Source organism: Mycobacterium kansasii ATCC 12478 (genome assembly GCF_000157895.3).
Lineage (GTDB): Bacteria > Actinomycetota > Actinomycetes > Mycobacteriales > Mycobacteriaceae > Mycobacterium > Mycobacterium kansasii.
The window spans coordinates 2998399-3024842 of the sequence record NC_022663.1; the positions used below are offsets into that span (position 1 = coordinate 2998399).

General features: G+C 66.2%; 27 protein-coding genes, 1 tRNA gene and 1 pseudogene. 10 read left to right on the top strand and 19 right to left on the bottom strand.

The annotated features are described in order from the left end of the window. Nucleotides 1-142: 142 nt before the first annotated feature. The 4 genes from MKAN_RS13065 to MKAN_RS13080 all read left to right on the top strand — a co-directional run bounded on the left by MKAN_RS13065 (nucleotide 143) and on the right by MKAN_RS13080 (nucleotide 5664). Nucleotides 143-1213, top strand: a complete 1071-nt coding sequence (locus MKAN_RS13065) for a serine hydrolase domain-containing protein (protein WP_023368773.1) — start codon at nucleotides 143-145, stop codon at nucleotides 1211-1213. A gap of 40 nt (nucleotides 1214-1253) precedes the next feature. Beyond that, entirely contained in the window at nucleotides 1254-3167 is a 1914-nt protein-coding gene (locus MKAN_RS13070) for an ABC transporter ATP-binding protein/permease (RefSeq protein ID WP_023368774.1), read from the top strand. A gap of 74 nt (nucleotides 3168-3241) precedes the next feature. After that, entirely contained in the window at nucleotides 3242-5158 is a 1917-nt protein-coding gene (locus MKAN_RS13075; protein ID WP_023368775.1) for an ABC transporter ATP-binding protein/permease, read from the top strand. Beyond that, nucleotides 5155-5664: an adenosine-specific kinase gene (locus MKAN_RS13080; protein WP_023368776.1), complete on the top strand. Its 510-nt coding sequence runs from the start codon at nucleotides 5155-5157 to the stop codon at nucleotides 5662-5664. Before MKAN_RS13075 ends, MKAN_RS13080 begins: the two co-directional genes overlap by 4 nt. Before the next feature lie 28 nt (nucleotides 5665-5692). Here the strand turns inward: MKAN_RS13080 and MKAN_RS13085 are convergent, their stop codons facing one another. Then, on the bottom strand, nucleotides 5693-7495 hold the full coding sequence (locus MKAN_RS13085; protein WP_023368777.1) for an AMP-dependent synthetase/ligase: 1803 nt from the start codon (nucleotides 7493-7495) through the stop codon (nucleotides 5693-5695). Between the two features lie 257 nt (nucleotides 7496-7752). Between MKAN_RS13085 and MKAN_RS31990 the strand changes: the two genes are divergently transcribed. Then, a complete protein-coding gene (locus MKAN_RS31990) occupies nucleotides 7753-8769 on the top strand; it encodes an AraC family transcriptional regulator (RefSeq protein WP_023368778.1) in 1017 nt (338 codons plus the stop codon). 22 nt (nucleotides 8770-8791) lie between these two features. Here the strand turns inward: MKAN_RS31990 and eccE are convergent. The 9 genes and pseudogenes from eccE to MKAN_RS13135 form a co-directional block, all read right to left on the bottom strand. Next, nucleotides 8792-9778, bottom strand: a pseudogene (gene eccE / locus MKAN_RS29665) (type VII secretion protein EccE); the annotation flags it as partial. Between the two features lie 22 nt (nucleotides 9779-9800). After that, nucleotides 9801-10088 carry a WXG100 family type VII secretion target gene (locus MKAN_RS13100; protein ID WP_023368780.1) on the bottom strand — a complete coding sequence of 96 codons (288 nt, stop codon included), beginning with the start codon at nucleotides 10086-10088 and terminating at the stop codon, nucleotides 9801-9803. A gap of 39 nt (nucleotides 10089-10127) precedes the next feature. Continuing rightward, on the bottom strand, nucleotides 10128-10421 hold the full coding sequence (esxG, locus tag MKAN_RS13105) for a type VII secretion system protein EsxG (protein ID WP_036448340.1): 294 nt from the start codon (nucleotides 10419-10421) through the stop codon (nucleotides 10128-10130). A gap of 59 nt (nucleotides 10422-10480) precedes the next feature. Continuing rightward, nucleotides 10481-11743, bottom strand: coding sequence for a PPE family protein (locus MKAN_RS13110; RefSeq protein ID WP_023368782.1), 1263 nt, complete (start codon nucleotides 11741-11743; stop codon nucleotides 10481-10483). Beyond that, nucleotides 11740-12054: a PE family protein gene (locus MKAN_RS13115; protein WP_023368783.1), complete on the bottom strand. Its 315-nt coding sequence runs from the start codon at nucleotides 12052-12054 to the stop codon at nucleotides 11740-11742. Before MKAN_RS13115 ends, MKAN_RS13110 begins: the two co-directional genes overlap by 4 nt. Before the next feature lie 282 nt (nucleotides 12055-12336). Continuing rightward, nucleotides 12337-13686 carry a WS/DGAT/MGAT family O-acyltransferase gene (locus MKAN_RS13120; RefSeq protein WP_099185022.1) on the bottom strand — a complete coding sequence of 450 codons (1350 nt, stop codon included), beginning with the start codon at nucleotides 13684-13686 and terminating at the stop codon, nucleotides 12337-12339. A 51-nt stretch (nucleotides 13687-13737) separates the two neighbouring features. After that, a complete protein-coding gene (locus MKAN_RS13125; RefSeq protein WP_036445777.1) occupies nucleotides 13738-15249 on the bottom strand; it encodes a flavin-containing monooxygenase in 1512 nt (503 codons plus the stop codon). Nucleotides 15250-15533: 284 nt separating this feature from the next. Beyond that, complete coding sequence (locus MKAN_RS13130) at nucleotides 15534-15905, bottom strand: DUF2237 family protein (protein ID WP_036445778.1); 372 nt, start codon at nucleotides 15903-15905, stop codon at nucleotides 15534-15536. 91 nt (nucleotides 15906-15996) lie between these two features. Further along, nucleotides 15997-16332 carry a PE family protein gene (locus MKAN_RS13135; protein WP_023368787.1) on the bottom strand — a complete coding sequence of 112 codons (336 nt, stop codon included), beginning with the start codon at nucleotides 16330-16332 and terminating at the stop codon, nucleotides 15997-15999. A gap of 413 nt (nucleotides 16333-16745) precedes the next feature. Here MKAN_RS13135 and MKAN_RS13140 point away from each other — a divergent pair, with 413 nt between their 5' ends. Further along, nucleotides 16746-17132, top strand: coding sequence for a hypothetical protein (locus MKAN_RS13140; protein ID WP_023368788.1), 387 nt, complete (start codon nucleotides 16746-16748; stop codon nucleotides 17130-17132). A gap of 84 nt (nucleotides 17133-17216) precedes the next feature. Here the strand turns inward: MKAN_RS13140 and MKAN_RS13145 are convergent, their stop codons facing one another. Genes MKAN_RS13145 through MKAN_RS13155 form a run of 3 tightly spaced genes read right to left on the bottom strand, consistent with a single transcriptional unit; the run spans nucleotide 17217 to nucleotide 20489 of the window. Beyond that, complete coding sequence (locus tag MKAN_RS13145) at nucleotides 17217-17966, bottom strand: SDR family NAD(P)-dependent oxidoreductase (protein ID WP_023368789.1); 750 nt, start codon at nucleotides 17964-17966, stop codon at nucleotides 17217-17219. Further along, nucleotides 17963-19195, bottom strand: a complete 1233-nt coding sequence (locus MKAN_RS13150; RefSeq protein ID WP_023368790.1) for an MBL fold metallo-hydrolase — start codon at nucleotides 19193-19195, stop codon at nucleotides 17963-17965. Before MKAN_RS13150 ends, MKAN_RS13145 begins: the two co-directional genes overlap by 4 nt. Before the next feature lie 22 nt (nucleotides 19196-19217). Next, entirely contained in the window at nucleotides 19218-20489 is a 1272-nt protein-coding gene (locus MKAN_RS13155) for a sulfotransferase family protein (protein ID WP_023368791.1), read from the bottom strand. A gap of 104 nt (nucleotides 20490-20593) precedes the next feature. Here MKAN_RS13155 and MKAN_RS13160 point away from each other — a divergent pair, with 104 nt between their 5' ends. The 3 genes from MKAN_RS13160 (at nucleotide 20594) to MKAN_RS13170 (ending at nucleotide 22013) form a co-directional block, all read left to right on the top strand. Next, a complete protein-coding gene (locus MKAN_RS13160) occupies nucleotides 20594-21130 on the top strand; it encodes an NINE protein (protein WP_225722896.1) in 537 nt (178 codons plus the stop codon). 78 nt (nucleotides 21131-21208) lie between these two features. Continuing rightward, nucleotides 21209-21616 carry a YbjQ family protein gene (locus MKAN_RS13165; protein ID WP_023368793.1) on the top strand — a complete coding sequence of 136 codons (408 nt, stop codon included), beginning with the start codon at nucleotides 21209-21211 and terminating at the stop codon, nucleotides 21614-21616. A 34-nt stretch (nucleotides 21617-21650) separates the two neighbouring features. Beyond that, complete coding sequence (locus MKAN_RS13170; protein WP_023368794.1) at nucleotides 21651-22013, top strand: hypothetical protein; 363 nt, start codon at nucleotides 21651-21653, stop codon at nucleotides 22011-22013. A 243-nt stretch (nucleotides 22014-22256) separates the two neighbouring features. Here MKAN_RS13170 and MKAN_RS13175 read toward each other — a convergent pair. The 3 genes from MKAN_RS13175 to MKAN_RS13185 form a co-directional block, all read right to left on the bottom strand. Then, nucleotides 22257-22343, bottom strand: a tRNA-Ser gene (locus tag MKAN_RS13175). Nucleotides 22344-22372: 29 nt separating this feature from the next. Next, a complete protein-coding gene (locus tag MKAN_RS13180; protein ID WP_023368795.1) occupies nucleotides 22373-22831 on the bottom strand; it encodes a nucleoside deaminase in 459 nt (152 codons plus the stop codon). Between the two features lie 15 nt (nucleotides 22832-22846). Then, nucleotides 22847-23368, bottom strand: a complete 522-nt coding sequence (locus MKAN_RS13185; protein WP_023368796.1) for a tRNA adenosine deaminase-associated protein — start codon at nucleotides 23366-23368, stop codon at nucleotides 22847-22849. A 131-nt stretch (nucleotides 23369-23499) separates the two neighbouring features. Between MKAN_RS13185 and MKAN_RS13190 the strand changes: the two genes are divergently transcribed. After that, nucleotides 23500-24444, top strand: coding sequence for a prephenate dehydrogenase (locus MKAN_RS13190; protein ID WP_036445779.1), 945 nt, complete (start codon nucleotides 23500-23502; stop codon nucleotides 24442-24444). Here MKAN_RS13190 and MKAN_RS13195 read toward each other — a convergent pair. The 3 genes from MKAN_RS13195 to MKAN_RS13205 are packed head-to-tail and all read right to left on the bottom strand — an operon-like array spanning nucleotide 24407 to nucleotide 26443. Beyond that, complete coding sequence (locus MKAN_RS13195) at nucleotides 24407-25006, bottom strand: putative glycolipid-binding domain-containing protein (protein ID WP_023368798.1); 600 nt, start codon at nucleotides 25004-25006, stop codon at nucleotides 24407-24409. The genes MKAN_RS13190 and MKAN_RS13195 overlap by 38 nt on opposite strands. 4 nt (nucleotides 25007-25010) lie before the next feature. Continuing rightward, nucleotides 25011-25766, bottom strand: coding sequence for an ABC transporter permease (locus tag MKAN_RS13200; protein WP_023368799.1), 756 nt, complete (start codon nucleotides 25764-25766; stop codon nucleotides 25011-25013). Then, complete coding sequence (locus tag MKAN_RS13205; protein ID WP_023368800.1) at nucleotides 25763-26443, bottom strand: ABC transporter permease; 681 nt, start codon at nucleotides 26441-26443, stop codon at nucleotides 25763-25765. The genes MKAN_RS13200 and MKAN_RS13205 overlap by 4 nt, the downstream gene beginning before the upstream one ends. Between the last annotated feature and the right edge of the window lies 1 nt (nucleotide 26444).

Genomic DNA, 26444 nt, shown 5'->3' on the forward strand with positions numbered 1-26444 from the left:
AAGAAGGAGAGCCTCCGTGGATAAGTTGACGCGCTCCGCTCGCCGACGACCTCGAAAGCTGTCGAAAACCATTCCGCGACTCGGATCGGGTGGCGGGCCGCCACAGCGACGGCGGTGGCGGATCCTGGCGGCGGTTCTGCTGATGGCACTTCCTGGCTGCGGCCACGCGGGTGTCCAACCCAAGGGCTGGACCCTGCGGCTCGACCAGGTCATTCCGGCCGGGATGGCTGAGGCGTCCGTACCGGGTGCGCTCATCGGCGTCTGGAAGCCCGGTGAGGCGCCCTACGTGCGGGCGTTCGGCCTGAGTGACACCACTACCGGCGCGCCGATGGCCACCGATATGCACATGCGCATCGGCAGCGTCACCAAGACCTTTACGACCACCGCAATTCTGCAGTTGGTGGACCAGGGCAAGGTCGGACTCGACGATCCGATCGGCAAGTATGTGCCGGGAATTCCCAACGGGGACGTGATCACGCTGCGCCAACTGGGCCAAATGCGCTCGGGGCTCTTCGACTACTCGACCGAGACGGCGCCGCCGAAACCGGGAGAAGAGGGGCGCCAACGCACGCCGGAAGAGCTGATCCAGATCGCTGCCAGCCATCCGCCGGCCTTTCCGCCCGGAGCGCAATTCGACTACAGCAACACTAATACGGTGCTGCTCGGCATGGTGGTCCAGAAGGTCGCCCGCCAATCGTTGACCGACTTCATCCGCGAGCACATCACGCAACCGCTCAACATGCAGCACACCGTGTTGCCGGTCGGCGCCGAGATTCCCTCGCCGCATGCGCACGGCTACACCAGGCGTCCGGGCGGCCAGATCCAAGACGCCACCGACTTCAACCCGTCGTGGGGGTGGGCAGCGGGAGCCATGGTCTCGACGCTCGACGACATGCGCATCTGGGCGCGCAATGTGGCGGAAGGCGGGTTGCTCTCGAAGGCCGCACAGGCCCAACGCCTCGAATTCCTGCTCGCGCCGTCGGAAGGAACCGGCACGCTGTACGGGTTCGGACTCGAAAACCAAAACGCCTGGATAGGCCACAACGGGAACATCCCCGGCTACCAGTCATACGTCTACCACCTCCCCGCCGAGGGCACGACCATGCTCATGCTCGTCAACTCGAATGTCGAGGTTCTCGGGGTGTGGAACTTCTTCACCAAGATCGCGAACATCGTCAGCCCCGCTCACTCCTGGCCGAAGCCACCCGCATAGCAGCAGGTGCGCGTCCGCACACGGAAGAAGGAGAGCCTCCGTGGAAAAGTTCACCCCCTCCATCAACTGGGGCCACGAGCTGGTCGCGTCGTTGCTGTGGATCCTTCAGGCCTGGGCGGTCAGCGGGGCATGCCTGCTCGTCGTCGCGGTGCTGGTCGTCCGGTTCACCCGCTGGGGCAGCCAGTTCTGGCGTATCACCGGCGAGTACTACACGGGCCGGCATAGCGTCCCGGTCTGGGGCTTGTTCGGCGCGCTGCTGCTGTCGGTCATCACTTCGGTGCGGCTGACGGTGTTGTTCACCTACTACAGCAACGACCTTTATTCGGCGCTTCAGGCCGCGTTCCAGGGTGCCGCCGCCGGCAATGACGCGGTGCGGGACTCGGGCATCCACGGCTTTTGGGTGGCCATCTGGACCTTCTGCGTCATTGCCACCCTGCAGGTGATCCAGGTGATGACGGATTTGTATGTCACGCAACGGTTTTTGATCCGATGGCGGGTATGGCTCACCGACCGGCTGACCGCGGACTGGCTCGGCGGGCGGGCTTACTATCGGGGCCGGTTCCTGGACACCACGATCGACAACCCCGACCAGCGAATCCAGCAGGACATCGACATCTTCACCGCTGGTGTCGGTGGGGCGCCCAACAGCCCGTCGGTCGGGACGTCGGCCACGTTGCTGTTCGGCGCGGTCCGATCGGTTGTCTCGGTGGTATCTTTTGCCGCGATCTTGTGGCGGCTGTCCGGCACATTGACCGTCTTCGGGATCGACATTCCGAAGGCGCTGTTCTGGGTCTTGTTCGCCTACGTCTCGATGGCCACGGTGGTCGCCTTCTGGATCGGTCACCCGCTCATCCGGTTCAGCTTCCGCAACGAGCTGTTCAACGCCGCCTTCCGGTATGCGCTGGTGCGGTTGCGCGACGCCGCCGAGGCGATCGGGTTCTACCGCGGCGAACGCGTGGAGCGTTCCCAGCTCGCGATCCGGTTCGCCGATACGATTGCCAACTACCGCCGCTACGTGCGACGCACGATCGGCTTCCTCGGCTGGAACGTCACGATGAGCCAGACCATCAACCCGCTGCCGTTCATCGTGCAAGCGCCGCGACTGTTCGCGGGCAGCATCAAGCTCGGCGACGTGATCCAATCCGCCGGCGCGTTCGGCCAGATCGAGGATTCACTGTCGTTCTTCCGCAACGCCTATGACCGGTTCGCCAGCTATCGGGCCGCGATCATGCGCCTCAACGGGCTGGCCGAAGCCAACGCCAGGGCGCGCAGGCTGCCTGAACTGCGCACCGCCGCCACCGGCGATATCGCGATAGAACTCGACGACGTCGAGGTCCGCTCACCGACCGGCACGCAATTGATCGAGCCGCTCAATGTGCGGCTCGTGCCCGGGGACGCACTGGTCATCACCGGCAAGTCCGGTTGCGGCAAGACGTCGCTGCTGCGCACGCTGGCCGGGCTCTGGCCGTATGCCTCGGGCACGCTGCGCTATCCGGACGGCCGCGACGGCGTCATGTTCGTCCCGCAGCTGCCCTATCTTCCGCTGGGCAACTTGCGCGCCGGCGTGAGCTACCCGGCGATGGAGGGTGAGATCGACGACCTGACGCTGCGCGACGCCCTGGCCAAAGTCACCTTGCCCAACCTCGTCAGCCGGCTCGACGACGTCGAGGACTGGGCCAAGGTGCTCTCGCCCGGCGAGCAGCAACGCATCGCGTTCGCCCGCGTCCTGGTGACCAGACCCAAGGCGGTGTTCCTCGACGAAGCCACCTCGGCTCTCGACGAGGGACTGGAGTTCGCGCTCTATGACTTGTTGCGAAGAGAGCTACCCGACTGCATCGTGGTCAGCGCCAGCCACCGCAGCACCGTCGAACCGCATCATCACCAGGAACTGGAATTGTTGGGCAACGGCCCGTGGCGTCTGAGCCGCATCGGCGAACCGGTGGCCTCAATGTGAGCGGGCCGCTTTTCAAATCGCGGTAGCTTCACGACATAGCGTCGCCACGACGCCATGGCACAGGAGCGTTCACCATGGATACCTTCACGCCGTCGATCGACTGGAGCAACGAGGTTGCCGGGTCGTTGTGGTGGCTTGCCGAAGCCTGGACGATCAGCGGCGCGGGCCTGTTGGCCGTCGGTACGCTCATCGCCCGCTACACCACATGGGGCCGGCAGTTCTGGGAGGTGACCGGGGGCTACTTCAAAGGCCACGACAGTATTCCGGTGTGGGGCCGGCTGGCCCTACTGCTGATGCTGGTGATGGTCGCGGTGCGGATCAACATTCTGCTGAGCTACTACAGCAACGACCTATACACCGCGCTGCAGGTGGCGTTCGAGGGGGCCGCCAGCGGCAACATGCGGGTCCGCAATTCCGGCATCCACGGCTTCTGGATGGCCATCGCGACCTTTGCCGTCCTGGCGGTCATCTACACCACGCGCGCGGTGGTCGACCAGTTTCTGATGCAGGAATTCATCATCCGGTGGCGGGTCTGGCTCACGCACCGTTTGATGGGCGACTGGCTGGGTGACCGCGCCTACTATCGCGGACAGTTCATCGACCACCCCATCGACAATCCCGACCAGCGGATCCAGCAAGACATCGACGCTTTCACCGCATGCTCGGGCGGCATGGCGAACATCCCCGCGAACGGGACTGCCAAAACCCTGTTGTTCGGCGCGGTGCAGGCGGCGGTGTCGGTGGTGTCCTTCGCCGCGATCCTGTGGGACCTTTCATTCCCGATCACCGTCGCAAGTCTGCAGATTCCGCGGGCGCTGTTCTGGATAGTCATCGCCTACATCACGTTCGCCACCGTGGTCGCCTTCTGGATCGGACGCCCGCTGATCCGGTTGAGCTTCCGCAACGAAAAGCTCAACGCGGTCTTCCGCTACGCCCTGGTGCGGTTGCGCGACGCCGGCGAGGCAGTCGGCTTCTACCGCGGAGAGCGAGCCGAAAGTGTGGAACTGAACGGACGATTCGCCGGGGTGATCACGAACTATCGCGGCTATCTGCGGCGCAGCGTGGCCTTCACCGGGTTCAATGTGGCGGTGAGCCAGCCGATCGGGCTGCTGCCGTTCCTGATTCAGGCGCCGCATTTGTTCGCGGGCTCGTTCAAACTCGGCTACGTCATGCAATCCACGCAGGCATTCGGCACGGTTCACGATTCGCTGTCGTTCTTCCGCAACGCCTATGACCTGTTCGCCAGCTACCGCGCATCCATCCTTCGGGTGCACGGGCTGGTCGACTCCAACGCCAAAACCCGTGCATTGCCGAAACTGCACACCGCGCCCAGCGTCGACGGCTCGGTCGAATTGGACGAGGTCGAGGTGCGCACCCCGGACGGCCTGCAATTGGTGGAGCGGCTCAGCATGAGACTCGCTCCGGGCGACTCCATGGTGATCGTCGGCCGGTCCGGGTCGGGCAAGACCACGCTGCTGCGCAGCCTCGCCCAGCTGTGGCCGTTCACATCCGGGACGTTGCGACGTCCCAGCCAAGACAACGCGACCATGTTCTTGAGCCAGTTGCCATATGTGCCTCTGGGCAATTTGCGTGCCGTGGTGTCCTACCCGGCCGCCGAGGGCGACATCGCCGACCGCAGACTGCGCGACGTGTTGGCCAAAGTGGCGCTGGCTCACCTGCGCGACCGGCTGGATCAGGTTCAGGACTGGGCCAAGGTGCTCTCCCCCGGCGAACAGCAACGGATCGCGTTTGCGCGCATCCTGCTCACCAGGCCCAGGGCGGTGTTCCTCGACGAGGCAACGTCGGCGCTCGACCCGGGACTCGAATATTCGCTGTACCAATTGCTCCGCACCGAACTGCCGGAGACCGTGGTGGTATCGGTCAGCCACCGCAACACCGTCGAACCACATCACGAGCAACAGCTGGCCCTATTGGGCGGTGGGGCCTGGCGGGTGGGGAAGGTCGGCGAGCGTGGCAGCATGAGTACATGACCGGGTTTGTCTCCACGACGTCGCTGTCCTGGGATGTGGTATCCGTCGACAAGCCCGATGACGTCAACGTCGTGATCGGCCAGGCGCATTTCATCAAGACGGTCGATGACCTCCACGAGGCGCTGGTGGGGGTGAGTTCAGCACTACGGTTCGGGCTGGCGTTCTGCGAGGCGTCCGGGCCGCGATTGGTTCGACGCAGCGGTAACGACGCCGCGTTGGTAGAGCTCGCGACCAACACCGCCCTGGCGATCGCGGCCGGACACTGCTTCGTGATCTTCCTGCGCGAAGGCTTCCCGGTCAGCGTCCTCAATCCGGTGAAAGCGGTGCCCGAGGTCTGCACGATTCACTGCGCCACGGCCAATCCCGTTGAAGTCGTGGTCGCGGTGACGGAGCGCGGGCGGGGCATCGCGGCCGTGGTCGACGGTCAACCACCCCTCGGGGTGGAGACCGACGGTGACGTCACCGAGCGGCGCGAGCTACTGCGCGCCATCGGTTACAAGCTCTGACTGCGGTCAGATAGTTGAGCCGCTCCGGTCAGCGCTTGCTGTACAAGGACTCGATCTCGGCGGCGAAACGTTGCGCCACCACATTGCGTTTCACCTTCAGCGTCGGTGTCAGCTCACCGGTCAAGACCGTGAAGTCGACCGGCAGAATGCGAAACCGCCGGATCGATTCGGCTTGGGAAACAGCCTGATTGGCTTGCTTGACCGCCTGGTCGATCTCGCCGGCCAGATCGGAGTCGTCGACCAGATCGGCCACCGACGCCGTCGCGTCCTTACCGTGGTGCTGCTTCCACACGTCGAACCCTTCCGGGTCGATCGCTATCAGCGCGGCCACGTACGGCCTGTTGTCCCCGACCACCATGGCCTGGCTGACCAGCGGGTGCGCGCGCAACTGGTCTTCGAGGACAGCCGGCGCGACGTTCTTGCCGCCGGCGGTCACGATGATCTCCTTCTTGCGGCCGACGATCGACAAGAAGCCGTCGGCGTCGACCGACCCGAGGTCCCCGGTGTGGAACCACCCGTTGACGATCGCCTCGGCAGTGGCCTTCTCGTTATGCCAGTAGCCGGTGAACACCACGCCGCCGCGCACCAGCACCTCGCCGTCATTGGCGATCGCCATGCTGTTGCCGGGCAACAACTTGCCGACCGTGCCGACCCGCTCTTCGCCGATCCGGTTCACGGTGATCGCGGCACTGGTCTCGGTGAGCCCGTAGCCCTCGTAGATGGTCACCCCGACACCGCGGTAGAAGTGGCACAGCCGTTTGCCCAACGGCGCTCCCCCGGATACCGCGGCATGGCAGTTGCCGCCGAGCGCAGCGCGTAGCTTGCCGTACACCAGCCGGTCGAACAGCGCGTGTTTGGCCCGCAACAGCAAACGCGGACCGCCTGTGTCCAGGGCCGTGCTCCATTCGATCGCGGTGCGAGCGGCGGCGTCGAAGATCTTGCCCCTGCCGCTATCCTGGGCCTTCAATTCAGCTGTGTTATAGACCTTTTCGAATACCCGGGGCACCGACACCACCACCGTTGGCTGGAACACGGCCAACGTGGACACCAGGTTCTTGATATCGCTGGTGTAGCCGATCGTGACCTTGTTGGCGAATGCCGACATGGACAGTGAACGCGCCAGCACATGCGCCAGCGGCAGGAAGACCAGCAGCCGTTCACCCTTGCGCAGCAGCGTCGGAAAGCACGACGCCGCGCCGCGCGCCTCGTACAGCAGATTCGAGTGGGTCAGCTGGCAGCCCTTCGGGCGGCCCGTCGTGCCCGAGGTGTAAATCAGCGTCGCGGGGTCGGCAGCCCGCAACGACGCCAGCCGTTGGTCGAGTTGGCCGACATCCACTGCCCTGCCGGCCTCGGCCAGCTCGTCGAGGGCCGTCGGGCCGCTCGACTCGAGCTGCAAAATTTTGCGCAGGCTCGGCAGCTCGTCGCTGAGTTCCTTGATCACCTGGGCGTGGGCGTCGGTCTCGGCGATCGCCAGCACGGCCCCGGAATCCTCCAGTACCCAGCGCACCTGCTCGGCCGAGGAGGTGTCGTAGATCGGGACGGTGACCGCGCCCACCGAAAGGATCGCGTAGTCAAGGATCACCCACTCGTAGCGGGTGGCCGACAAAATCGCGACTCGATCACCGGCATTCACGTTCTCGGCGATCAAACCCAGTGCCGTGGTACGGATCTGCTGAGCGGCCTCTGCACAGGTCACGTCGGTCCACACGCCGTTGACCAGGCGCTGGAAGATCACGTGATCGGGGTCGTCGCGCTCATGTGCGTACACACTGCCGGCGATGTGGTCGGTGTCGGCGACGGTGAAATCGGCGGCAACATTGAATTCACGCATGGTCTGGGGTCCCTTGCAGCTGGTCGCGATTGGATTCGACTTTATGGGTTACAGTCGCCCGACGGGGCGGTCTCCCCGGGCGTGGATGGATTTTCGATGAAACACCTCCTGGGCTCTGCCGATTGCCGCCGGCAAGTCCGGTCGAAGCATTATCCACCGACGCTAGCCGCCTGCGCAGTTTGCTTCCACATGGCCCGTCAGCGTCTTGGATTCTCGGGCACTTGACACAGCGGCGCCGTCCGCTGAGGGTCAACGGCATGTCCGTGGTGCGTGGGACCGGGTTGTCCAACTACCCGAAGCTGGTCGCCGAGTTGGGCGGTGACCCGGCGAGCCTGCTGCGGGCAGTGGGTATCCGGGACCGAGATGTAGGCAACTACGACGCGTTCATACCATTCCGAGCGGCGATCAGGGCAATGGAATCGGCCGCAGAGGCAACGGCCACACCGGATTTCGGGCGCAGGTTGGCCCGGCGACAGAGTATCGAGATCCTGGGGCCGGTGGGCGTGGCCGCTCGAACTGCCGCGACGGTGGCCGACGCCCTGTCGATCTTCAACACCTTCATGTCGGCGTACAGCCCGGTTATCCGCATACAGATCACCTCGTCGGCCGATGCACAGCGGTCATTCATCGGAATCCAGTTCCTCCTCGACGAAGCGATTCCCTGTCCGCAGACGCTGGAACTGGCGTTGGGCGTCTCGCTCGGGGTGTTACGCCTGCTGATGGGCGCCGACTACGCCCCGCTGGCGGTGCACGTATCCCACGACCCCGTTACCGCACCGGCCGACTACGCGCAGTATTTCGGCTGCACGCCGTACTTCGCCGAACGCAGGAGCGGATTCACCGTGCGCACCGCGGACCTGAGCCGGCCGTTGAACCGAGACGACGTCGCCCACCGCGCAGTGGTCGACTACCTGAGCAGCATCACCCCACTGGGCGCCGGGATTGTGGAATCGGTACGCGCCATCGTTCGCCAACTGCTGCCCACCGGGGCGGCGACCCTCGACTTGGTGGCCGAGCAATTCCACCTGCATCCGAAAACGTTGCAGCGCAGGCTTGCCCACGAAGGCACTACCTTCGCGGTGCTGGTCGACCAGGTCCGCAAAGACACCGCCGACCGCTACCTGCGCACGACGGGTATCAGCTTGTCGCACCTAACCACGGAATTGGGCTATGCCGAGCAGAGCGTGTTGACGCGCTCCTGCAAACGCTGGTTCGGGGCGGGGCCGGCAGCCTACCGAAACCGGACCCGCTTACCGGCATTCGCGCGGGCCTGAGCGGCTCCCGCGCGGATCGGTTGTCGGCCATCGGATTCATCGATGTGGGCCATTTCAGCCGGCCGAGGAGGTCCCCGGTCAGCCTGGTGTGGCCGTCGAGCCGCCGTGTCGACAACGGATTCAACGCTATCAGCGCCGCGCGGTGGTTACCGTGTTGCGCAACCAAGCCGGCCAGCGGCGGGGCGCTACCGGGCTTGGCGCCGCCACGAAAGGCGCACGCGGCGGCCAACGTCGGGTTGCTTGCATCGCCGGCGATTTCCAGCGCCGCCCAGGTCTCGCACGTCGGATACGTCCAGACCGCGGCCAGGGTGTCGGCCAGCATCGGGTCGACGTCGATCCGATACGCCGCGACATAATCCGCAGTGGCGTGCGGCATCTCGCGGACAACCGCATGCCAGGTCTCGCGCGCCGACCTGGCGGCCAACGGCGGAACGTCGTCGGGTCCGACTATGCCTGCCGCCCACCCCAGCTCCCGCAGCTGGCTAGCGAGGCGGCGCGCCGCGACCACAGTGGCCTGCGGCAGCGGGATGCGTGCGCAGCGAGCCTGCAGCGCAGCCAGGTTGTCGGCAGCCGACACCGTCAGCCCTATCCAGGTCTCCCGCACACCGGTTGCTTTGTGGTGGGAGGTAATTCGGATTTTGTCGGCACGGATGCCGTAGCGGTTGAGATACCGGGCGATCAGGGGCAACGGAAGCCCCGGCGCCTCGGCGTTTAGTCGCCGTACCCGAAGTAACACGGTTGCCTTGACGTCGAAGGATGTCCAGGGTTCCGGCCGTCGGCGGCGACGAGTCATCAGCAGGCGGCGGCGCACGATCTGTGTCAGGTGAAGTCCACGCCACCAACCGAATACCACGACCACCACCATGGCAGCGACGCCAAGAACCCACTGGTCGCGCGCCGACCGCCACGGGCAGGCCATCACTGCGGGCACCACAGCCAACGACGCCAGCATGATCCGTCCGGCACTCGGCCGGACTGCCCGCCGCAGCCGGTTAACCGTGTCCACCATCACCGCAACGGATTACGGCCAGTTACCCCCACTTGGCGGCCTCGGCCGCGTCGCGAGCGTTCATGGCCAAAGTGTTGGATTCGTGCGTGCTGGCCATCGACTGATAGGCCCGCATCAGGTCCGCCATGGCCTGGTTCCAGTGGGTCTGCCAGCCCTGGTAGGTCATCCCGGTGTCACCCTGCCAGGCATTCGACAGCGCGGCCTGCTCGTTGGCGACATCGGCGCCCAGGCTGTGCAGGGTGCCGGCATAGCCGGACATGTCCCCGGCATGGCCGAGCATGGCCGGGTAGTTGTACATGATCTGCGACATCACAAGTCCTTTCGAGGTTTGCGGGTGACAGGGTGTGGCTCAGAAGCCGGTGTAGGTGGACGCGGCGGCGGCATCGGCGGCCACATAGGTGCCCGCCGCGTCGCCCAGGTTGGCCTGCGCGATATCCAACAAGGCGTTGACCTTGGTGGCGGCCTCCACAAAGCGGGCGTGCGCGCCCTGGAACGCCGCCGCCGACTCGCCCTGATGAAACGCCTGCGCCGACATCGCCGACTGCTCGGCCTGCCCGATCGTGTGCCGCATCAACGCCGCCTTGGTCGTAAACGCCGACTGCGACGCCACCAACTGCGGAATATGGGCATCCAACAAACTCATGGTCATCCTTTTCGTGAGTGCGGTTACTTTGGGTCGTTACGCGGCCGGCTATCGCGTCGTTAGCTGACGCACCCGGCCATGATCGCCTCCCCCGCCCGACTCGGGTCCCAGGTAGCCGGCAGCATCGGGGCCCTTGCCACATCGCCTGACTCCTGGTCACCCAACCTGGTCAAACCGCCTGGCTCTCCGGCGGCCTCCTTGCCGGCGGTCCCGGGGAATCCCAACGCTGCAGCGCCCCGGGCCGAGTAACCCAGGCCGGCCGGCGCCGTTGCGGGAGCGGTCGCGACGGCCGAAACCAATCGGATCGGCGGCGGCACGGCAGCGGTGCCGAGTTCGGGCGTCACGGAGCCGGCGGCAACCGCGCCCACCACGGCCGGAGCCGCCGCCACCGGCAGTCCGGCAGCGTTCATCAGCGCGGTGGCAGCCGGAACCAGCGCCGGCGGCAGCGCGGCCAGCAGCGCGCTGGTCGCCCCGGTAATCAGCCCCGTCGCCAGTGTCGTTGCCGGCGCTCCGCCTTCGGCCGCGGTATAGCCCAGCGCGAAGATCATCGGACCCCATTGCAGCAGCGCGTTGAACGGATTGGTCCAAAACGCATTGAGCATCTGCCACAAATTGCCGATCGGGTCCTGCAGGAACAGCGCGTCTTCCTTCAAAACCCACACATTGAAGGCCAGATACGCCTCGGCAACCTCCTTCAGGAGCGCCCAAATCAAGTTCCACGGGATATCCCCCACGGCGGATTGGACCGATGTGGCAGCGGCGTCGCCGGCGCTGCCGACGCCGGGCTTGACCAGCGGCGGGGCGGGCGTGGCATGCGGCACCGACGCCAACGCCGTGTCGACAGCCGCGTGGTAGATGCTCATCGCGGTGGCAGCCTGGATCCACATCCGCAGATAGTCGCCCTCATTGAGAGCGATCGGGATCGTATTGATGCCGAAGAAATTCGTCGCCAGCAATACCGCGTGTACGGCGTGGTTGGCAGCCAACTCCGGCAATGTCGGCATCGCCGCCAGCGCGCCGGTATAGGCGGTCGCCGCCACCTCGTGCTGGGCGGCCACCCCGGCGCTGTCGGCGCTGGCCCGCAACAGCCATGCCAGGTAGGGGACGTGTGCTGCCGCAAATACTTCGGCGCTCGGCCCCCGCCACGCCCCGATCTGAACCCCGCCCAGCAATGCCGTGAGTTCTTCTGCCACCGAAGCGTATTCGGCGCTGATCGACGTCCAGGATGCGGCGGCCACGAGCAGCGGCCCGGGGCCCGGACCGCTGCTCAGCAACGACGAATGCACCTCCGGTGGAGAGGCGATCCAGACCGGAGCCGTCACTGCAAACCGCCGGACGCCAGGTACGTGGCCGCCGCTGCGGCGTCACCAACCGCGTAACTGACGCCGGCCTCACCGACACCGACACCGGACCGGCCGAGTTCTTCGACCCCTTCCGCCACGATCGCCGCGTGCTCGACGCCCTGACCGCTGAACCCCGCCGCGGTTTGCAGCGACACCGGATCCGCCGCCGGCGGTACTACCGCGGTGATCAACGGTGCGGCGGCCGCCTGCGCGGCCGCGAGCCGAGCCGTCAACGCCTCCACCGCCGCGCTGGCCGCCGCCAGACCTTCGGGCACCACTCGCAGCGTCATTACCGATACTCCTTCCGAGGCGCCTGATCTACCGGCGCGGCACATACGACCGAATATAAATCTCACGAACTATAACCCTTGTCAACTGTTGAAATAGGCTACGGTGTCGTAGGTTTCGCGCACGTCAAATTGATTCTTCGGCTGCACGGCCGGTGGGGCCGGCAACGGGCCGCCCGCTCGCGCGGTTCTCGTCGGAACAGGCCCGACCGGACGGCAATTGCCCGTGGGTAAGCGAAATTCGTTGTGTCGCAGTGACGGAAGTTTCGGGGCTGGCCAGGGTTGTCAGAGGCCGACTGCGCGCTCCAGTTCCTTCAGCGAGGTCTCCAGGTGTCCGAGCACCCGCTGCAGGTGCGGGACGCTGCGGCGGCAGCCCACGAGTCCGAAGTCCAGACTGTCGGCGGTACTGGTCAAAGTGATGTTGAGCGCTTGACCGTCGAGCACGAGGGACATCGGGTAGTTGCCGACCATTTTGGCGCCGTTGCAGTATCGCGGCTCGCGCACGCCGGGCACGTTCGAGATGCACACGTTGAACGGCGGCGGAGTCATCTTGGTCAGGCCGGGCAGGGTATTGAGCGCGGCCGGGCTCAACAGCAGCAGTGACAGCGCCATCGCTTGCGCCCGAGGCAGCTGTGACAGGACTTTCTTGTTGTCGCGCATCGACGCATGAATGACGTCCAGACGGTCGGCCGGGTCGTCGAGGTGGGTAGCCAGGTTGCACAACACCGCCCCGACCATATTTCCACCCACCGAGTCGTGATCGTTGCGAAGGCTTACCGGCACCATCGCCACCAGCGGCGCCTCCGGCAGCGCGTCGTTGTCATCGAGGTAGGCCCGCAGCGCGCCGGCGCACATCGCCAGCACGACGTCGTTAAGGCTCACTCCGGCAGCGTCTTTGACCGACTTGACCCGGTCCAACTCCCAGGACTGGGCCGCGCAGCGCCGCGCTCCGCCGACGGCGACATTGAGCATGGTGCGCGGCGTCCCGAAGGGCAATGTCAGCTGCTGTTCCAGCAACGCGGAACGGGCCAACCGAAGCGTCGACGGGGCAAGCCCACCAACGGATGCCAGCATTCCACCGAGCCGGTGCAACCGCCCGGGGCGCTGCCGGCCGCGAGGCGAGCGCATGGGCGCGGGTGACCACGCCGCCCGGAAGTCGGCGTCGTCGCGATCGGCCGAAAGTGACTGCCGCATCAGGGTGAGTCCGGATACGCCGTCGATCAGCGCGTGATGCATCTTCGAGTAGATCGCAAACCGCCCATCCTTGAGGCCTTCGATCACGTGTGTTTCCCACAGCGGCCGATGGCGATCGAGGAGGTTGGCGTGCAGCCTCGAGGTGAGCTCCAACAGCTCGCGCACCCGGCCCGGCGCCGGCAAGGCGGAGCGTCGCACGTGGTAGCCGAGGTCGACGTCGTTGTCGGTGGACCAGCCAACGTTGGCGATCGAGCCATGCAAGGAACTCGGCCGCTTGCGGAAAAGCGGTGCTATGTCTTGGCATTCGAGCATCGTCCGGTGGGTCTCGCGCACGAATGCCCGGCCGGCGCCCGCAGGCGGCTGAAACAGCTGCAGCGCCCCGACGTGCAGCGGATGCTCGCGCGACTCCGCGGCCAGAAACAACGCGTCGACCGGTGACATCAGTTCCATACGTGTACTCCCCTCATGGCCCCTGGGCCGGTTAGCGGCCGGTCAGCCCGTCAAGGCCAACTCGGACGTGTCGGCGCCGGCCGACGTGGTGAAGCGCAGGTGGTCATCGTCGACCGGGCCCTCGCGCAACATTTTTCGGTCCGCCTGGTAGTCCATGCAGACCTGCCATGGTCCTTCGGTGCCCTGGTGCGGGAACTGGGCCACCGCCCGCCGGACGTAGCCGGCGGACAAGTCCAGGAACGGCCGGGTCGACATTGCCCCGGGCACCTGCGGGCAGCAGACATCGTGTCCGTTGGCGTCCATGTGGGCCAGCAGCCGGCAGAAGTGCTCACATACCAGCCCGACCTTGAGCGTCCACGACGAGTTGGTGTAGCCGAACATGTAGGCGAAGTTGGGGACGTCGCTGAGCAGAAAGCTCTTGAACGCCACCTTTTCCGAGACGTCGACGGCGGTGCCGTCCACCGAGAGCTTGATCCCGCCGAACGCCAACAGGTTCAAACCCGTTGCGGTGACCACGATGTCGGCCTCCAGCTCCCGGCCGGACGCCAGGCGGATCCCGCGCTCGGTGAAGGTGTCGATCCGTTCGGTGACCACCGAAGCCCGGCCCTCGCGGATGGCCCGGAACATATCGGCGTCGGGCACTGCGCACAGCCGTTGGTCCCACGGGTTGTACGCCGGCCGGAAGTGCTCGTCGACCGGATACCCGGCCGGCAATTGCCGTGCGTTGAGGTGACGGATCAGCCGCCGGGCGGCCTGCGGATACTGCTGGCAGAACCGCCAGACGAGTCGCTGCTTGGCGACGTTCTTCTTGCGGGTGAGGGCGTAGGCACGGTCGCGGCCGACCAGCTTGGGCAAGGTGTTGGCGATGCGGTCCTTCGACGGCACCGGGACCACGTAGGTCGGCGAACGCTGCAACATGGTCACGTGTCCGGCGGACTCGGCCATGGCCGGCACCAGGGTGACCGCGGTTGCGCCGCTGCCGATGATCACCACCCGCTTACCGCGGTAGTCCAGGTCTTCGGGCCAGTGCTGGGGGTGCACGATCTGCCCGCTAAACCGTTGCCGGCCGGGAAATTCCGGCGTATAGCCCGCGTCGTAGCGGTAGTAGCCGCTGGCGCAGAAGAACCATCCGCAACTCATGGTCACCCGTTCGCCGCAAGCCTGACCATCGCGCAAGCGCTCGATCTGCACTAGCCAGCGTGCGTCACGGCTGGACCAGGCCGCCTCGATCACCTTGTGCCCGAACCGGATCGCCGTTCCGATGCCGTTCTCGGCCACCGCCTGGCGAAGGTAGGACATGATGGCGTCCGAACTGGCGATTGCCTTGTCGTTCTCCCACGCCTTGAACTCGTAGCTGAACGTGTGCAGATCGGAGTCCGACCGAATTCCCGGATACCGGAACAGGTCCCATGTCCCGCCGATATCGCCGCGGGCCTCCACGATGGCGAACGTCTTGGCCGGCTGCATTGTCCGCAGGTAGTAAGCAGCGCCGATGCCCGAGATACCGGCACCAACTATCAACACGTCGACGTGCTCGATGCTGCTGGATTCCATGTGGGTGTCCTGTTCGGATGGGATCTGCCCCGCGGACCTCACCGTCCGAGGGGAGGTGGCTGAACCGTCGAACACACCTTGCCGCACATCGCAGCGTCGCGTCTTGACAGCAGGGGACAATATTTTGACACTTGAGGACAGGCGTTTGTGGTCTGGACCACATCGACACAAGGCCTCGGTGCCACGGTAACGACGTTGCCGGCCGGCAAGGCATTGGATTCAAGCGGCCACAACCCTGGCGGCAATCTGGACACGGCCCGACAAGCGCAGCGGCCGGAAGCGCGCTACAAGTCGGTCAGGTCGTCGGGCACGTCGACGGAGTGCTCTTTCAGCGTCTCGAGCGCGACCACCTCGAGGGTGCGCTCGTGGGTGGCGGCCAGTACCACTGGAGCGGCGCAGCCATCATGGTGGGCCCGTAGCCAATTCATCGCGGTCACACACCAGCGATCGCCCGGCAGCAGCCCGGGAAAGCGGTACTCGGGAACGGGCGTCGACAGGTCGTTGCCGATCGAGCGCTGATGCTCGAGGAATTCGGCGGTCACGACGGCGCAGATGGTGTGCCGGCCCAGGTCTTCTGGCCCGGTGGAACAGCAGCCGTCTCGATAGAAGCCGGTCAGCGGGTCGGTACCGCACGGTTGCAGGGAGCCGCCGAGCACGTTGCGGTCAGGCTGGCGTTCAGACACCTGCCCAGTATCGCGCTTTCCGGCCGTGGATCCGCGAAGCCGCGACCGGTATGCCGTGCTGCGGCTACCCGGCCGCCATCCGGAAGCCGGGCAGCAGTCCCACGCCGGTCAGGCTGGTGGCCGCGGTGGTGTCGACATCGGTGTACATCCGCGCGATGTCGGCGAAGGCCTCTCCGGCCCGGCGCAGCTCTTCTTGCGCCGCTTGATTGAGAGCCAGCAGCTGAGCGGCCTCCGCCGTGAACGCGGCCACCGCCTGGGCCGAGACTTCGTCGGCACCTGCGGGCAGCAGCGAGGTCAGCGGGGTCGATGCCGTCGCACCGGCCTGCAGTCCTTGGGAGGCGTTGTCGGCAACCTGCGCACCGATGTCGGCGGCTGCCGGATCGATAGACATCGACTGCATGTGTTTCTCCTGTATAGCGCCAGTCAGTGGTGGTCAGCGACGAGGTAACCGGGGCTTTAAACGATGTCAGTAGCGATAGTAGTACTAAGGAATAGTTTTCATATGCAAATCTCGAAAATCGGCCCTGCCTAACAACTCCGTGGCCCACTGTTCGGTGAGCCTTGGCATCGCCACGGCTCGAAAGCCGCCCTCGAAAGCGGCCCTCGAAAGCGGCGGGGGCCGGATAACGTTCGTGGCGGCGTGCCGCACGTCTGCGCCCAACCTCCGCATAATCCACGGTCTTAGCACCGTTTCGGTTCACCTGCACCCCAAAAAATTTCGCGGGCCAACGGGGCCGGCACCGACATGGGCGATCGCCGTCAAGGGCCAGATTGGCCCCTCGGGTTCACTGGCTGCGTGTTAGGTTCAGCGGCGTGATACTTACGGGTGCCTTCCTGGCCGACGCCGCCGCCGTGGTGGACAACAAACTCAACGTGCAGGGCGGCGTGCTGTCGCGATTTGCGGTCGGTCCGGACCGGTTGGCCCGGTTTGTCTTGGTGGTGCTCACGCAGTCGGAGCCGGGCAGTTCCGACGACCGCCAGCTCAACATCGAGGCAAGGCCTCCCGCGGATGCCGAGGCGATACGCCTGCAGTTCGAAGTGCCCGAAGCGGCGGTCGCCGAGTTTCCCGGGTTCGCCTTCTTCGAGATCCAGCTGCGCTTGCCCGTCGACGGCCGTTGGGTGTTGGTCGTGACCGCCGACACCGGAGCGATCTCGCTCCCGGTACTGGTCAGCGAGATGCCACCGTCGTTCGGCTTCTAGGCCGACACGGGGCGCTCAGCGCAGCTCGGTGCCGGTGAGCGACTGCTCCGGCGGCCGCGCCTCGCCGGCCGGCTGCATCGACAATCAGACGCAGTCCGAGGCGCCGTCGACGACGAAGACGGCGCCGGTGGTGTAGCTGCTGTGCTCGGTGCACAAGAAGGCGACTATGGGCGCGATCTCGCTGACCGATCCGAAACGTCGCAACGGAATATGAGCCAATTCCGCCGCCACCAACTCGGGTGCGATGTGCATCGGTGCGGTCATCGGGGTATCGATGGTGCCCGGTGCCACCGCGTTCACCCGGATTCCCATCGGGGCCCACTTGACCGCGAGATTCCTGGTGATCGAGATGATCCCCGCCTTGGCGGCGCCGTAGCCGGGTACCAGCGGCACCGCTCGCAGCGCGGACATGGATGCCATGTTGACCACGCTGGCACCCCCGGACGCCGTCGACGCCTTCAATGCGCGGCGAAGTCCCACGGTTAATCGGTAGGGACCGGTCAGGTTGAGAGTCACCGACGTGTCGAACCCATCCGGCTTGGTTTCGTCGAGCCCGCCGGGGAAGTTCGCGCCGGCGTTGTTGACCAGCACGTCCAGTCGGGGGAAACGCTGAGCCAGCTGGTCCACCGAATCGGCATCGACCAGGTGCAGCCGGTGATACGTCATGCCCGACAGGTCTGTCTCGTACTCGGCCGCGGCCGGCCTGGTTCCGGTGACCGCGACCTCGGCCCCGGCATCGCGGAACAGCGTCGCGATCGCGTGTCCGATTCCGCTGGTGCCGCCGGTGATCAGGGCGGTGGTCCCGGTGAAGTCGAAACTCACCCGCGCGGTCATGAGTTGCTCGCTATCTGATGCTTGAGCCATGCGCTTTCCCAGAAGTTCGTACTCTCGGCCAGCAGTGTCTGGTGGGCTTGTCTGAGCACTGCGCGCGCCTGATCGTCGGGCACCAACTCGGCGAGGTGGATGGCGTGCACCGGCCGGCCGGCGGCCAGGTGCGCGCGCGCCCTATCCAGGAGGGTGTCGGCGCCGGCCAGTTCGACCACGTCTGCCGCGACGGCGTCGAAGCCGACAGGGTAGAGCTCGGTCGTCGAGCGATGATGAAACCAGCCCGAGTAGTTCTCCCAGATCGCCCGCACGTCCCAGGCGACCTTTCCGTAGCCTTGGCCCACGTCGTATTCCGGCGGCACGCTGATCTCACGCATCAGCGTCGCGACGTCCTTTCCGGCGTTCATCCCGGCAACGGTCTGGTCGTGGATGTACTGGATGGCGTTGCGCAGCCGGGTCAGCTCGGCATTGATGCGTTCGGCGCCGGTGATGGGCGCGAAGTGACCGGTCACCAGGAGTTCGGGTTGCAGGTCGCGGACCCGCTCGATCGAGGAGATGGCTGTCAGGGCGTCTCGGTAGCGGTCACCGCGTATGGTGACGAGGTTGGGCACGTGCCCGAACACCGGGCCGAAGGTGTTGCCGCACAGGCATATTCGTTCGTCAGGCAGCCACACCACGAGTGAGTCGGTGGTTTCTCCGCCCGGAACCGCCAGCAGTTCGATCCGCCGGCCACCGACCTCCAGCGCGAGGCTGTCCTCGAAGTCCAGATCGACGGCCGGGACGCTCTGCGCGGGCAGGCGGGTGGTGCCCAGGCGGCGTTGAATCGCTTCGATGCCGGTCATCAGCGTGTCTTTGAAGGCGAAGGCGCTGCGGCTGGCCCGGTACCGGATGAGGCGTTCGTTGTCGTCGCGCCATAGGGTCCAATTCTCTTGCGCGACAACGACAGTATCGGGATCACGGACGCTGTCCAGACCGCCGACATGGTCGACGTGACCCTGGGTGAGGATGATGTAGCGTACCGGCGAGTTGTCGACGGCATCGAAGTTGGCGCGGTGCACCGGCCCCTCGAAACCCATGCCGGTGTTGACTATCACCCGGCCGTCCCCGGTGGTCAGCAAGTAGGCATTCGACAGGCCCGGCGAGCACCACAGACCCGGCGCGAACTCCTCGGCCCGTTCGGCGGCCGCCGGGCGAATCTCGTCGGCGCCGGGCCGGCTGAGATAAACCGGTTCGAACATCGCTGCGTTCTCCTTCGTCGGGTCAGGACTCGGCGTGGACGTCGAATCTGTCGATATAGAAGCCGAACCGTTCGCGCAGGCGCTCGGCCGAGATGCCGAAGTGGCGGTGCAGGTCGTAGCGGATTCGTCCGTGCTTGCCGCGCGGATTGCCGCCCAGGTACTGCTGAAAGCGTCCGCGTACCTCGGGAGTCAATTCGACTCCACCGCGCCGGTAAAGTTCTGCGAGCAAGGGCATTTCGTTGCCGTTGAGCCGGTGGAAGCCGACGTCGATGCTGCGCTCGGGCGGCACCAGGGCGCGGTCGCGCACGCAGGCGCGCAGCAGCCGGTGCACTCGGTCAGTCCAGTAGTCCAGCAGCCAGTCGGCGTCGATGCTGTTGCGGCGCAGCCGGTCCGAGTAGGCCATCATGGTGACCGCCGACTGGATCACCGCGACGGGGTCGCGGTGGGTGAAAACGACGGTCGCGTCGGGGAAGGTCGCCATCATGGGGCCCAGTTGCTCGCAATGCTGCGGGCTCTTGAGCACCCAGGTGCGGGGGCCTCGCAAGAACGTCAATGCCCGCAACACTTTTTTCAGGTAGGCGTAATGACGGTGTTGGTCGAGTCCCAGATAGTAGTCGCGCCAATCAGGCACTCGCGCATGCCATTCCAAGACATAGGAGGCCATATCCAGGTCGAGGAGCTCCACCTCCTCTTCGATGGCCTCGGGGAAGCGGTCATGCATGGCGGCCACCACCGGCGCGGTGACCATGAGTGCGTCATGCTCGTGCTTGGCTCGGGCGTAGCGAGGGTCTACTCCGAAGATGTCGGGGCCCTGGCCGCGGGCCGGGATGGGTTCCTGGCTTTCCCAGTACGGCAGTGCGCGCCGGCGTGGATCGGCGGCGATGAGGTTGACCAGGTGGGTGGTGCCCGATCGCGGCATCCCGACCACGATGAAGGGCTTCTCGATCGGGATCGATTCGATCTCGGGATACCGCTTGATCAGGTCGGTCAACGACAAGCGGTTGCGCAGCAGTCGAATCACTCGTTGCCGCAAGGTGCCGCGGGTGAGCTGGGTCAGGCCGGTGTCGCCGTCGATGGCCGCCACGTGCGCGGCCAGCCGGTCGCCGAAGCCGTCGGTGTCGTCCAGGTCGTCGGCTCCTGCCTGGTCGATCGCTTCGGCCAGCATCCGGTCGATGTCGAGTTCGACGGGCCGCGACTCGGTGAAGTTCAGCACCTGGCGCTGGACATCGCTCAGCGTGGGTGACGTCAGATCGTCGAAGTCGATGTCCTGGGTGTCACCGCCCGTAAGGTCCACCGGGTCCCCACTCCCACGCGTCGATCGGAGTCGATCGATATGTGCCTCAGACGGTAGCCGGTGCTGCGCCGCCGTAGCACAGGCAGGTCGACCAGCATGCGGCGGTGCGTGCCCGGCCGCCCGGTAGCTTTGAGGTCCGCGATAGGAAATGGGGGGCAGTGATGTCGATACCGAACCAACCTCGAGACCCATCCAGCGGGCCGCCTTGGGGCGAACAGCCGCATGGCTACGGACCACCGCCGAATCCCCATGTTCCTTCCCAGTGGGGCTATCCGGGTCAGCCGCAGCCCGCCAACCCGGCTTACCCCTACCCCGGTTTCCCCGGCTACCACCCGGCGGGGAACCCGTACGCGCCTTATGGGCACGATGCCGCCAGCGGCGTGCCTTTGTCCGACAAGTCTGCTGTGACTGCCGGACTCTTGCAGCTGTTCTTCGGCTTCCTCGGCATCGGCCGTTTCTACATCGGATCGATTCCGATAGCCGTCACACAGCTGAGCCTTGGCCTGCTCGGCATCGTCCTGACCATGTTCTGCTTCGTCGGTTTCCCGATCTTGGTTGGTGTTGTGGTCTGGACCTTTGTCGACGCGATCATGATGTTCACCGGCAGCGTGACCGACGAATACGGCCGAAAGCTGCGCTGAAGCGCCAGGCGCGGCGACGAAACGGTACCCTGCACCGGAGGCCAGGCCGGCGCTCATTTCGGCAGGAAAGGTTGTGCGGTGCTCGTTGTCACTACCAATGACATTCCCGGCTGGGAGATCCAACGCGTCTGTGGAGAGGTCTTCGGACTCACCGTGCGATCACGAAATGCCTTCTCGCAGATAGGTGCCGGCTTCAAGTCGATGTTCGGCGGGGAGCTGCAGGGCATGACCAAGAATCTGGCCGAGAGCCGCAACGAGGCGATGGTCCGGCTGATGAACGAGGCGCGCAACAAGGGCGGTAACGCGATCATCGGGATGCGATTCGACACCACCGAACTGGGTGACGTGTGGACCGAGATCTGCGCCTACGGCACCGCGGTGCAGGCCGTGCCGGTCACCGACGCCGCCCGTTACACCGCCTCGCAGCTCGGTTACGGCGGGCCGCAGCCGCAGCCCCAGCAACCGCAGCCCTACGGCGCGGGCTGAGACCGGCCGAGACGGCGGCGATAGGTTCGGCGGGATGATCGTGGGGGCCTTCCTGGCCGAAGCAGCGTCGGCGGTGGACAACAAGCTCAACGTCTCCGGCGGCGTCTTGTTCCGCTATGCCCTCGACGCCGACCGGTTGGCGCAGTTTCTGCTCGTGGTGCTGACGCAGACCGAGACCGGTAACCCGGACCGGCGAGTCGATGTCGAGATCTGGCCTCCCACCGACGGCGAGCCGCTGCACCTGCCCTTCGAGCTGCCCGAGGCCGCCACCGCCGCCGAGGTCGGCTTCGCGATCTTCGGCATCGAGGTGACGCTACCGGTCGACGGCCGCTGGGTGATCGTGGTGACCGGCGGTGCCGGAGCGATCTCGCTTCCGCTACTGGTGAGTGGCGGCTAGTCGCGGCGGCATGGCCGCTGCGTCAGCGATTTGGCTACCCTGACGCATTGATGACGGACCGGGGCGCAGCTGACCACAGGCGATTGTTGAAAGCGCTATCACCCGTGATAGCGCTTTTCCGACTCGCATGCGTGCCAGCTCGGTGATGCTGGTGTGGCCATTGTGACCCGTTTCGCTCGTCAGGATAGTGCGCCAGCAACCACCCAGATATGCCTTGACCTGCTGATACCTGAACGGTAAGGGCGGTGGCGGAGGGATTTGAACCCTCGGACGGTGTTAGCCGTCACACGCTTTCGAGGCGTGCTCCTTAGGCCGCTCGGACACGCCACCGTCGAGCAGCTTACCGAACGGGTGGCCGGTCACCCCAATCGCTGGCGGGCGAAAAACCCCTCCAGCGGTGCGGCGCAGTCCGCGGCGAGCACTCCGCCCCGCACCTGCGGCCGATGGTTGAGCCGGCGGTCGCGGACCACATCCCATAGCGACCCGACCGCTCCCGTCTTGGGTTCCCAGGCGCCGAACACCAGGCGAGCGACCCGCGCCAGCACCAGCGCACCCGCGCACATGGTGCACGGTTCCACGGTGACTGCCAGCGTCGTCCCCTCCAGCCGCCAGCCGTCACCGAGCACGGCCGCCGCCGCGCGCAGGGCGAGGATCTCGGCGTGCGCGGTCGGATCGCCCAGCGCCTCACGGGCATTGACCGCACGGGAAAGTTCTGTTCCGTCAGCGCCCACGACGACCGCGCCGATGGGCACATCACGCGGACCCGCCGTCGCGGCGACCGCCAACGCGGCACGGATCAGCTCTTCGTCAGCGGCCACCGACGCGGTCAGCGGTCACCGACCGAGGCGGTCGATCAGCGCCGACAGTTGCTCGGCGAAGCCCATCTCCCGGGCGATGCGCCCGAGCTGCTCGTCGGCGTAGAGGTCGGTCTCGTCGAGGATGACCCCGAGCACCGCTTCGGGCAGGCCGATGTCGGCCAGCAGGCCGAGGTCGCCCTCCTCGAACGGCTCGGCGTCCTCGAGGTCGTCGGGATCGATCTCGGCGTCCAGGCTGTCCAATGCCTCGGCGGCGATGTCGTAGTCCAGTGCCGCGGTGGCGTCCGACAGCAGCAGACGCGTCCCCGAGGGTGCAGGGCGCAGGATGATGAAGAACTCGTCGTCGATGTCGAGCAGCCCGAAGACGGCACCGGAGCTGCGCAGTTCCCGCAGTTCCGTCTCGGCGGCCGCCAGGCTGGTCAGCGCTTTCCGACCCATCGCCGCGCAGCGCCATTTGCCCTCTTCACGCACGACGGCAACGCCGAAACCGTCCGGCGCGTCGGCGGACGGGCCCGGCGCGGAGGCCCGTTGTGCTCCCATGGCCGCTTACGCTAGTCGCTGACCAGGCCCGTGACCAGACGGCCCCGCTGCGACACCGGTGGCCAGCATCAGATGGAACCAGGCACCGACCGGACAAGTGTGCCAACCTTGGGACTGTGCAGACGACACCCGTGTGCGTACTCGGGCTGGGGCTGATCGGCGGCTCGATCATGCGAGCAACGGCAGCGGCCGGCCGCGAGGTTTTCGGCTACAACCGGTCGGTGGAGGGAGCCCACGGCGCCCGGGCCGAAGGATTCGACGCCAGCACCGATCTTTCCGCGACGCTGACTCGGGCCGCGGACGTCGAAGCGTTGATCGTGCTGGCGGTTCCGATGCCGGCATTGCCCAACATGCTCGCCCACATCCGTGAGTCGGCCCCCAACTGTCCGCTGACCGACGTCACCAGCGTCAAATGCGCGGTGCTCGAAGAGGTCGCCGCCGCCGGTCTGCAGGCCCGCTTTGTGGGCGGTCACCCGATGACGGGCACCGCCCACTCGGGCTGGGTGGCCGGCCATGGGGGGCTGTTCACCCGAGCCCCCTGGGTGATCGCCGTGGACGACCATGTCGATCCTCAGGTGTGGTCGATGGTGATGACGTTGGCACTGGACTGCGGGGCGGTGGTGGTGCCCGCCAAATCCGACGAGCACGACGCCGCCGCGGCCGCCATCTCCCATCTGCCGCATCTGCTTGCCGAGGCGCTGGCGGTCACCGCCAGCGAGGTCCCGCTGGCTTTTGCGCTGGCCGCGGGTTCTTTCCGGGACGCAACCCGAGTCGCCGGCACCGCCCCGGACCTGGTGCGCGCGATGTGTGAAGCCAATACCGGCCAATTGGTGCCGGTCACCGACCGGGTCATCGAGTTGCTGGGCCGCGCCCGCGATTCGCTGGCCGGCCACGGCTCGGTGGCCGACCTGGTCGACGCCGGCAACGCCGCACGCACCCGCTACGAAAGCTTCCCGCGGTCCGACATCGTCACGGTGGTGATCGGCGCCGAGAGATGGCGCGAGCAACTGGCCGCCGCGGGCCGGGCGGGCGGGGTGATCAGATCCGCTCTGCCAATCCTGGATAGTCCACAATGAACCCTTCGGCGTCGACGGTCACGCTGGTATCGGCGACCGGTGACCGGAGCTTGATCGCGTCCAGACGTCCCTCGCTGGTGTAGCTGACGGTGGCCGCGTCGACGGTCATCTCGGGGACGTTGACATAGACCATCGGCAAGGCCAGCGACTCGGCCTTCTCGTGGATACCCAGGCGGCGGATCGGCAGGGCGTTGAAGAACGGGCTGAACACCAAGTCGACGTCGAGCGCACCGTTGTACGCCGCGCGCCGCTCGCCCTGGTGGTCGGTCACCAGCCACATGTTCTCCTCGTCGCGGGCGATAGCAAGCTGCCGTTCCCGCTCGGCCAGCGTGACGGTCAGCCCGAACCGCTTGGTGGCGCCGGACTCGTCGGTCTGCAAGTCGTAGTAGGCACCGAAGGCCGGATTTGTTGCGGTGGCCGCCGCCACGATGCGGCCGTTGGCCCTGATTCGCTTGCCGGACACCTGGATTCGTACCGATTCCATGCGTGAGACGTCCTGGGCGCGCCAAGTCAACATCGCCGACCAGACGCGCCGGGCCGGATCAGAGGGAGCGGAGTTCACACTCCTACCGTAGGACGTGTCCGGCAACCGCGGCGGAATTGGAGCTAACTGAGACGTCAATTTCGCGATTTGGCCTGGCTACAGGCTTACGCAGGCGACCGGTTCCCGGCGCAGACGCCCATACCGCCAAGGCCAGCACCCCGTCGAGGAGCAACGCCAGCGCGGCCACCATCACCGCACCGACCAGTGCGATGTGGAACTGGCGCTCCTTGATCCCGTCGATCAGGTAGCGGCCCAGCCCGCCCAGACTGGCGTAGGCGGCCACCGTCGCGGTGGCGACCACTTGCAGTGTCGCGCTGCGCAGCCCGCCGAGCAGCAGCGGCATCGCATTGGGCAGCTCGACACGCAGCAGCACCCGCGGTTCCGTCATCCCCATCGCCCGTGCGGCATCGACTACCAGCGGGTCGACTCCGGCGATGCCCGCATACGTGCCGGCCAGCAGCGACGGAATGCCCAGCAGCATCAGGGCCGCGATCGGCGGGCCGATGCCCAGCCCGAACACCAGCACCCCCAGCAGGAGCACACCCAGGGTCGGCAACGCGCGCAACCCGTTGACCACGCCGACCACCAGCACCTGGCCGCGTCCGGTGTGCCCGATGAGCATTCCGATCGGGACGGCGATCACCGCCGCGGCGGCCACGGCCAGCGCGGTGTATTCCAGGTGCTCCAGGGTCCGCGCAGCCAGCCCGTCTGGTCCGGTCCAGTTGGCCGCCGTGGAGATGTAGGACCACGTTTGCTCGAGGAAGTTCGTCGCTTTCATCGGCTACCGCCGACGATGCTGGATCTGATCCGGCGACGGCTGGCTGACGCGCGCTCCCACGGCGTGGCCAGCCGGCCGGCCAGGCTGAGCAGCATGTCGATGACGACGGCCAGGGCGAACATCGCGATGATGCCGGCCACGATCTGGTCGCTCTTGTCGGTCTGGTAACCCGCCGTGAACCAGGTGCCCAGGCCGCCGATGCCGATCACCGAGCCCACCGAAACCATCGCGATGTTGGTCACGACGACCACCCGCAGCCCCGCTACCAATACCGGGATCGACAGCGGCAGTTCGACTTTGATCATTCGGCGGATCGGTGAGTAGCCGACCGCGACGGCCGCGTCCCGCACCGGTGCCGGCACGGCATCCAGCGCCTCGAGCACGGTCCGCACTAACAGTGCCGTCGTATAGGCGGTCAGCGCGACGATGACGTTGGCCTCATCGAGGATGCGCGTTTTGATGATCAGCGGCAACGCCACGAACAGCGCCAGCGACGGGATGGTGAACACAATGCTGGCCGCTGCCGTGGTCAATCGCCGCAGCACCGGCGCGTGTTGCACCGCCAACCCCAGGGGCACCGCGATCGCCATCCCGATCAGCACCGGAATCAGCGACAGCCGCAGGTGGATCACGGTCAGCACCCAGGCGGTGTCGAGGTGGGTCAGCAGATAACGCACG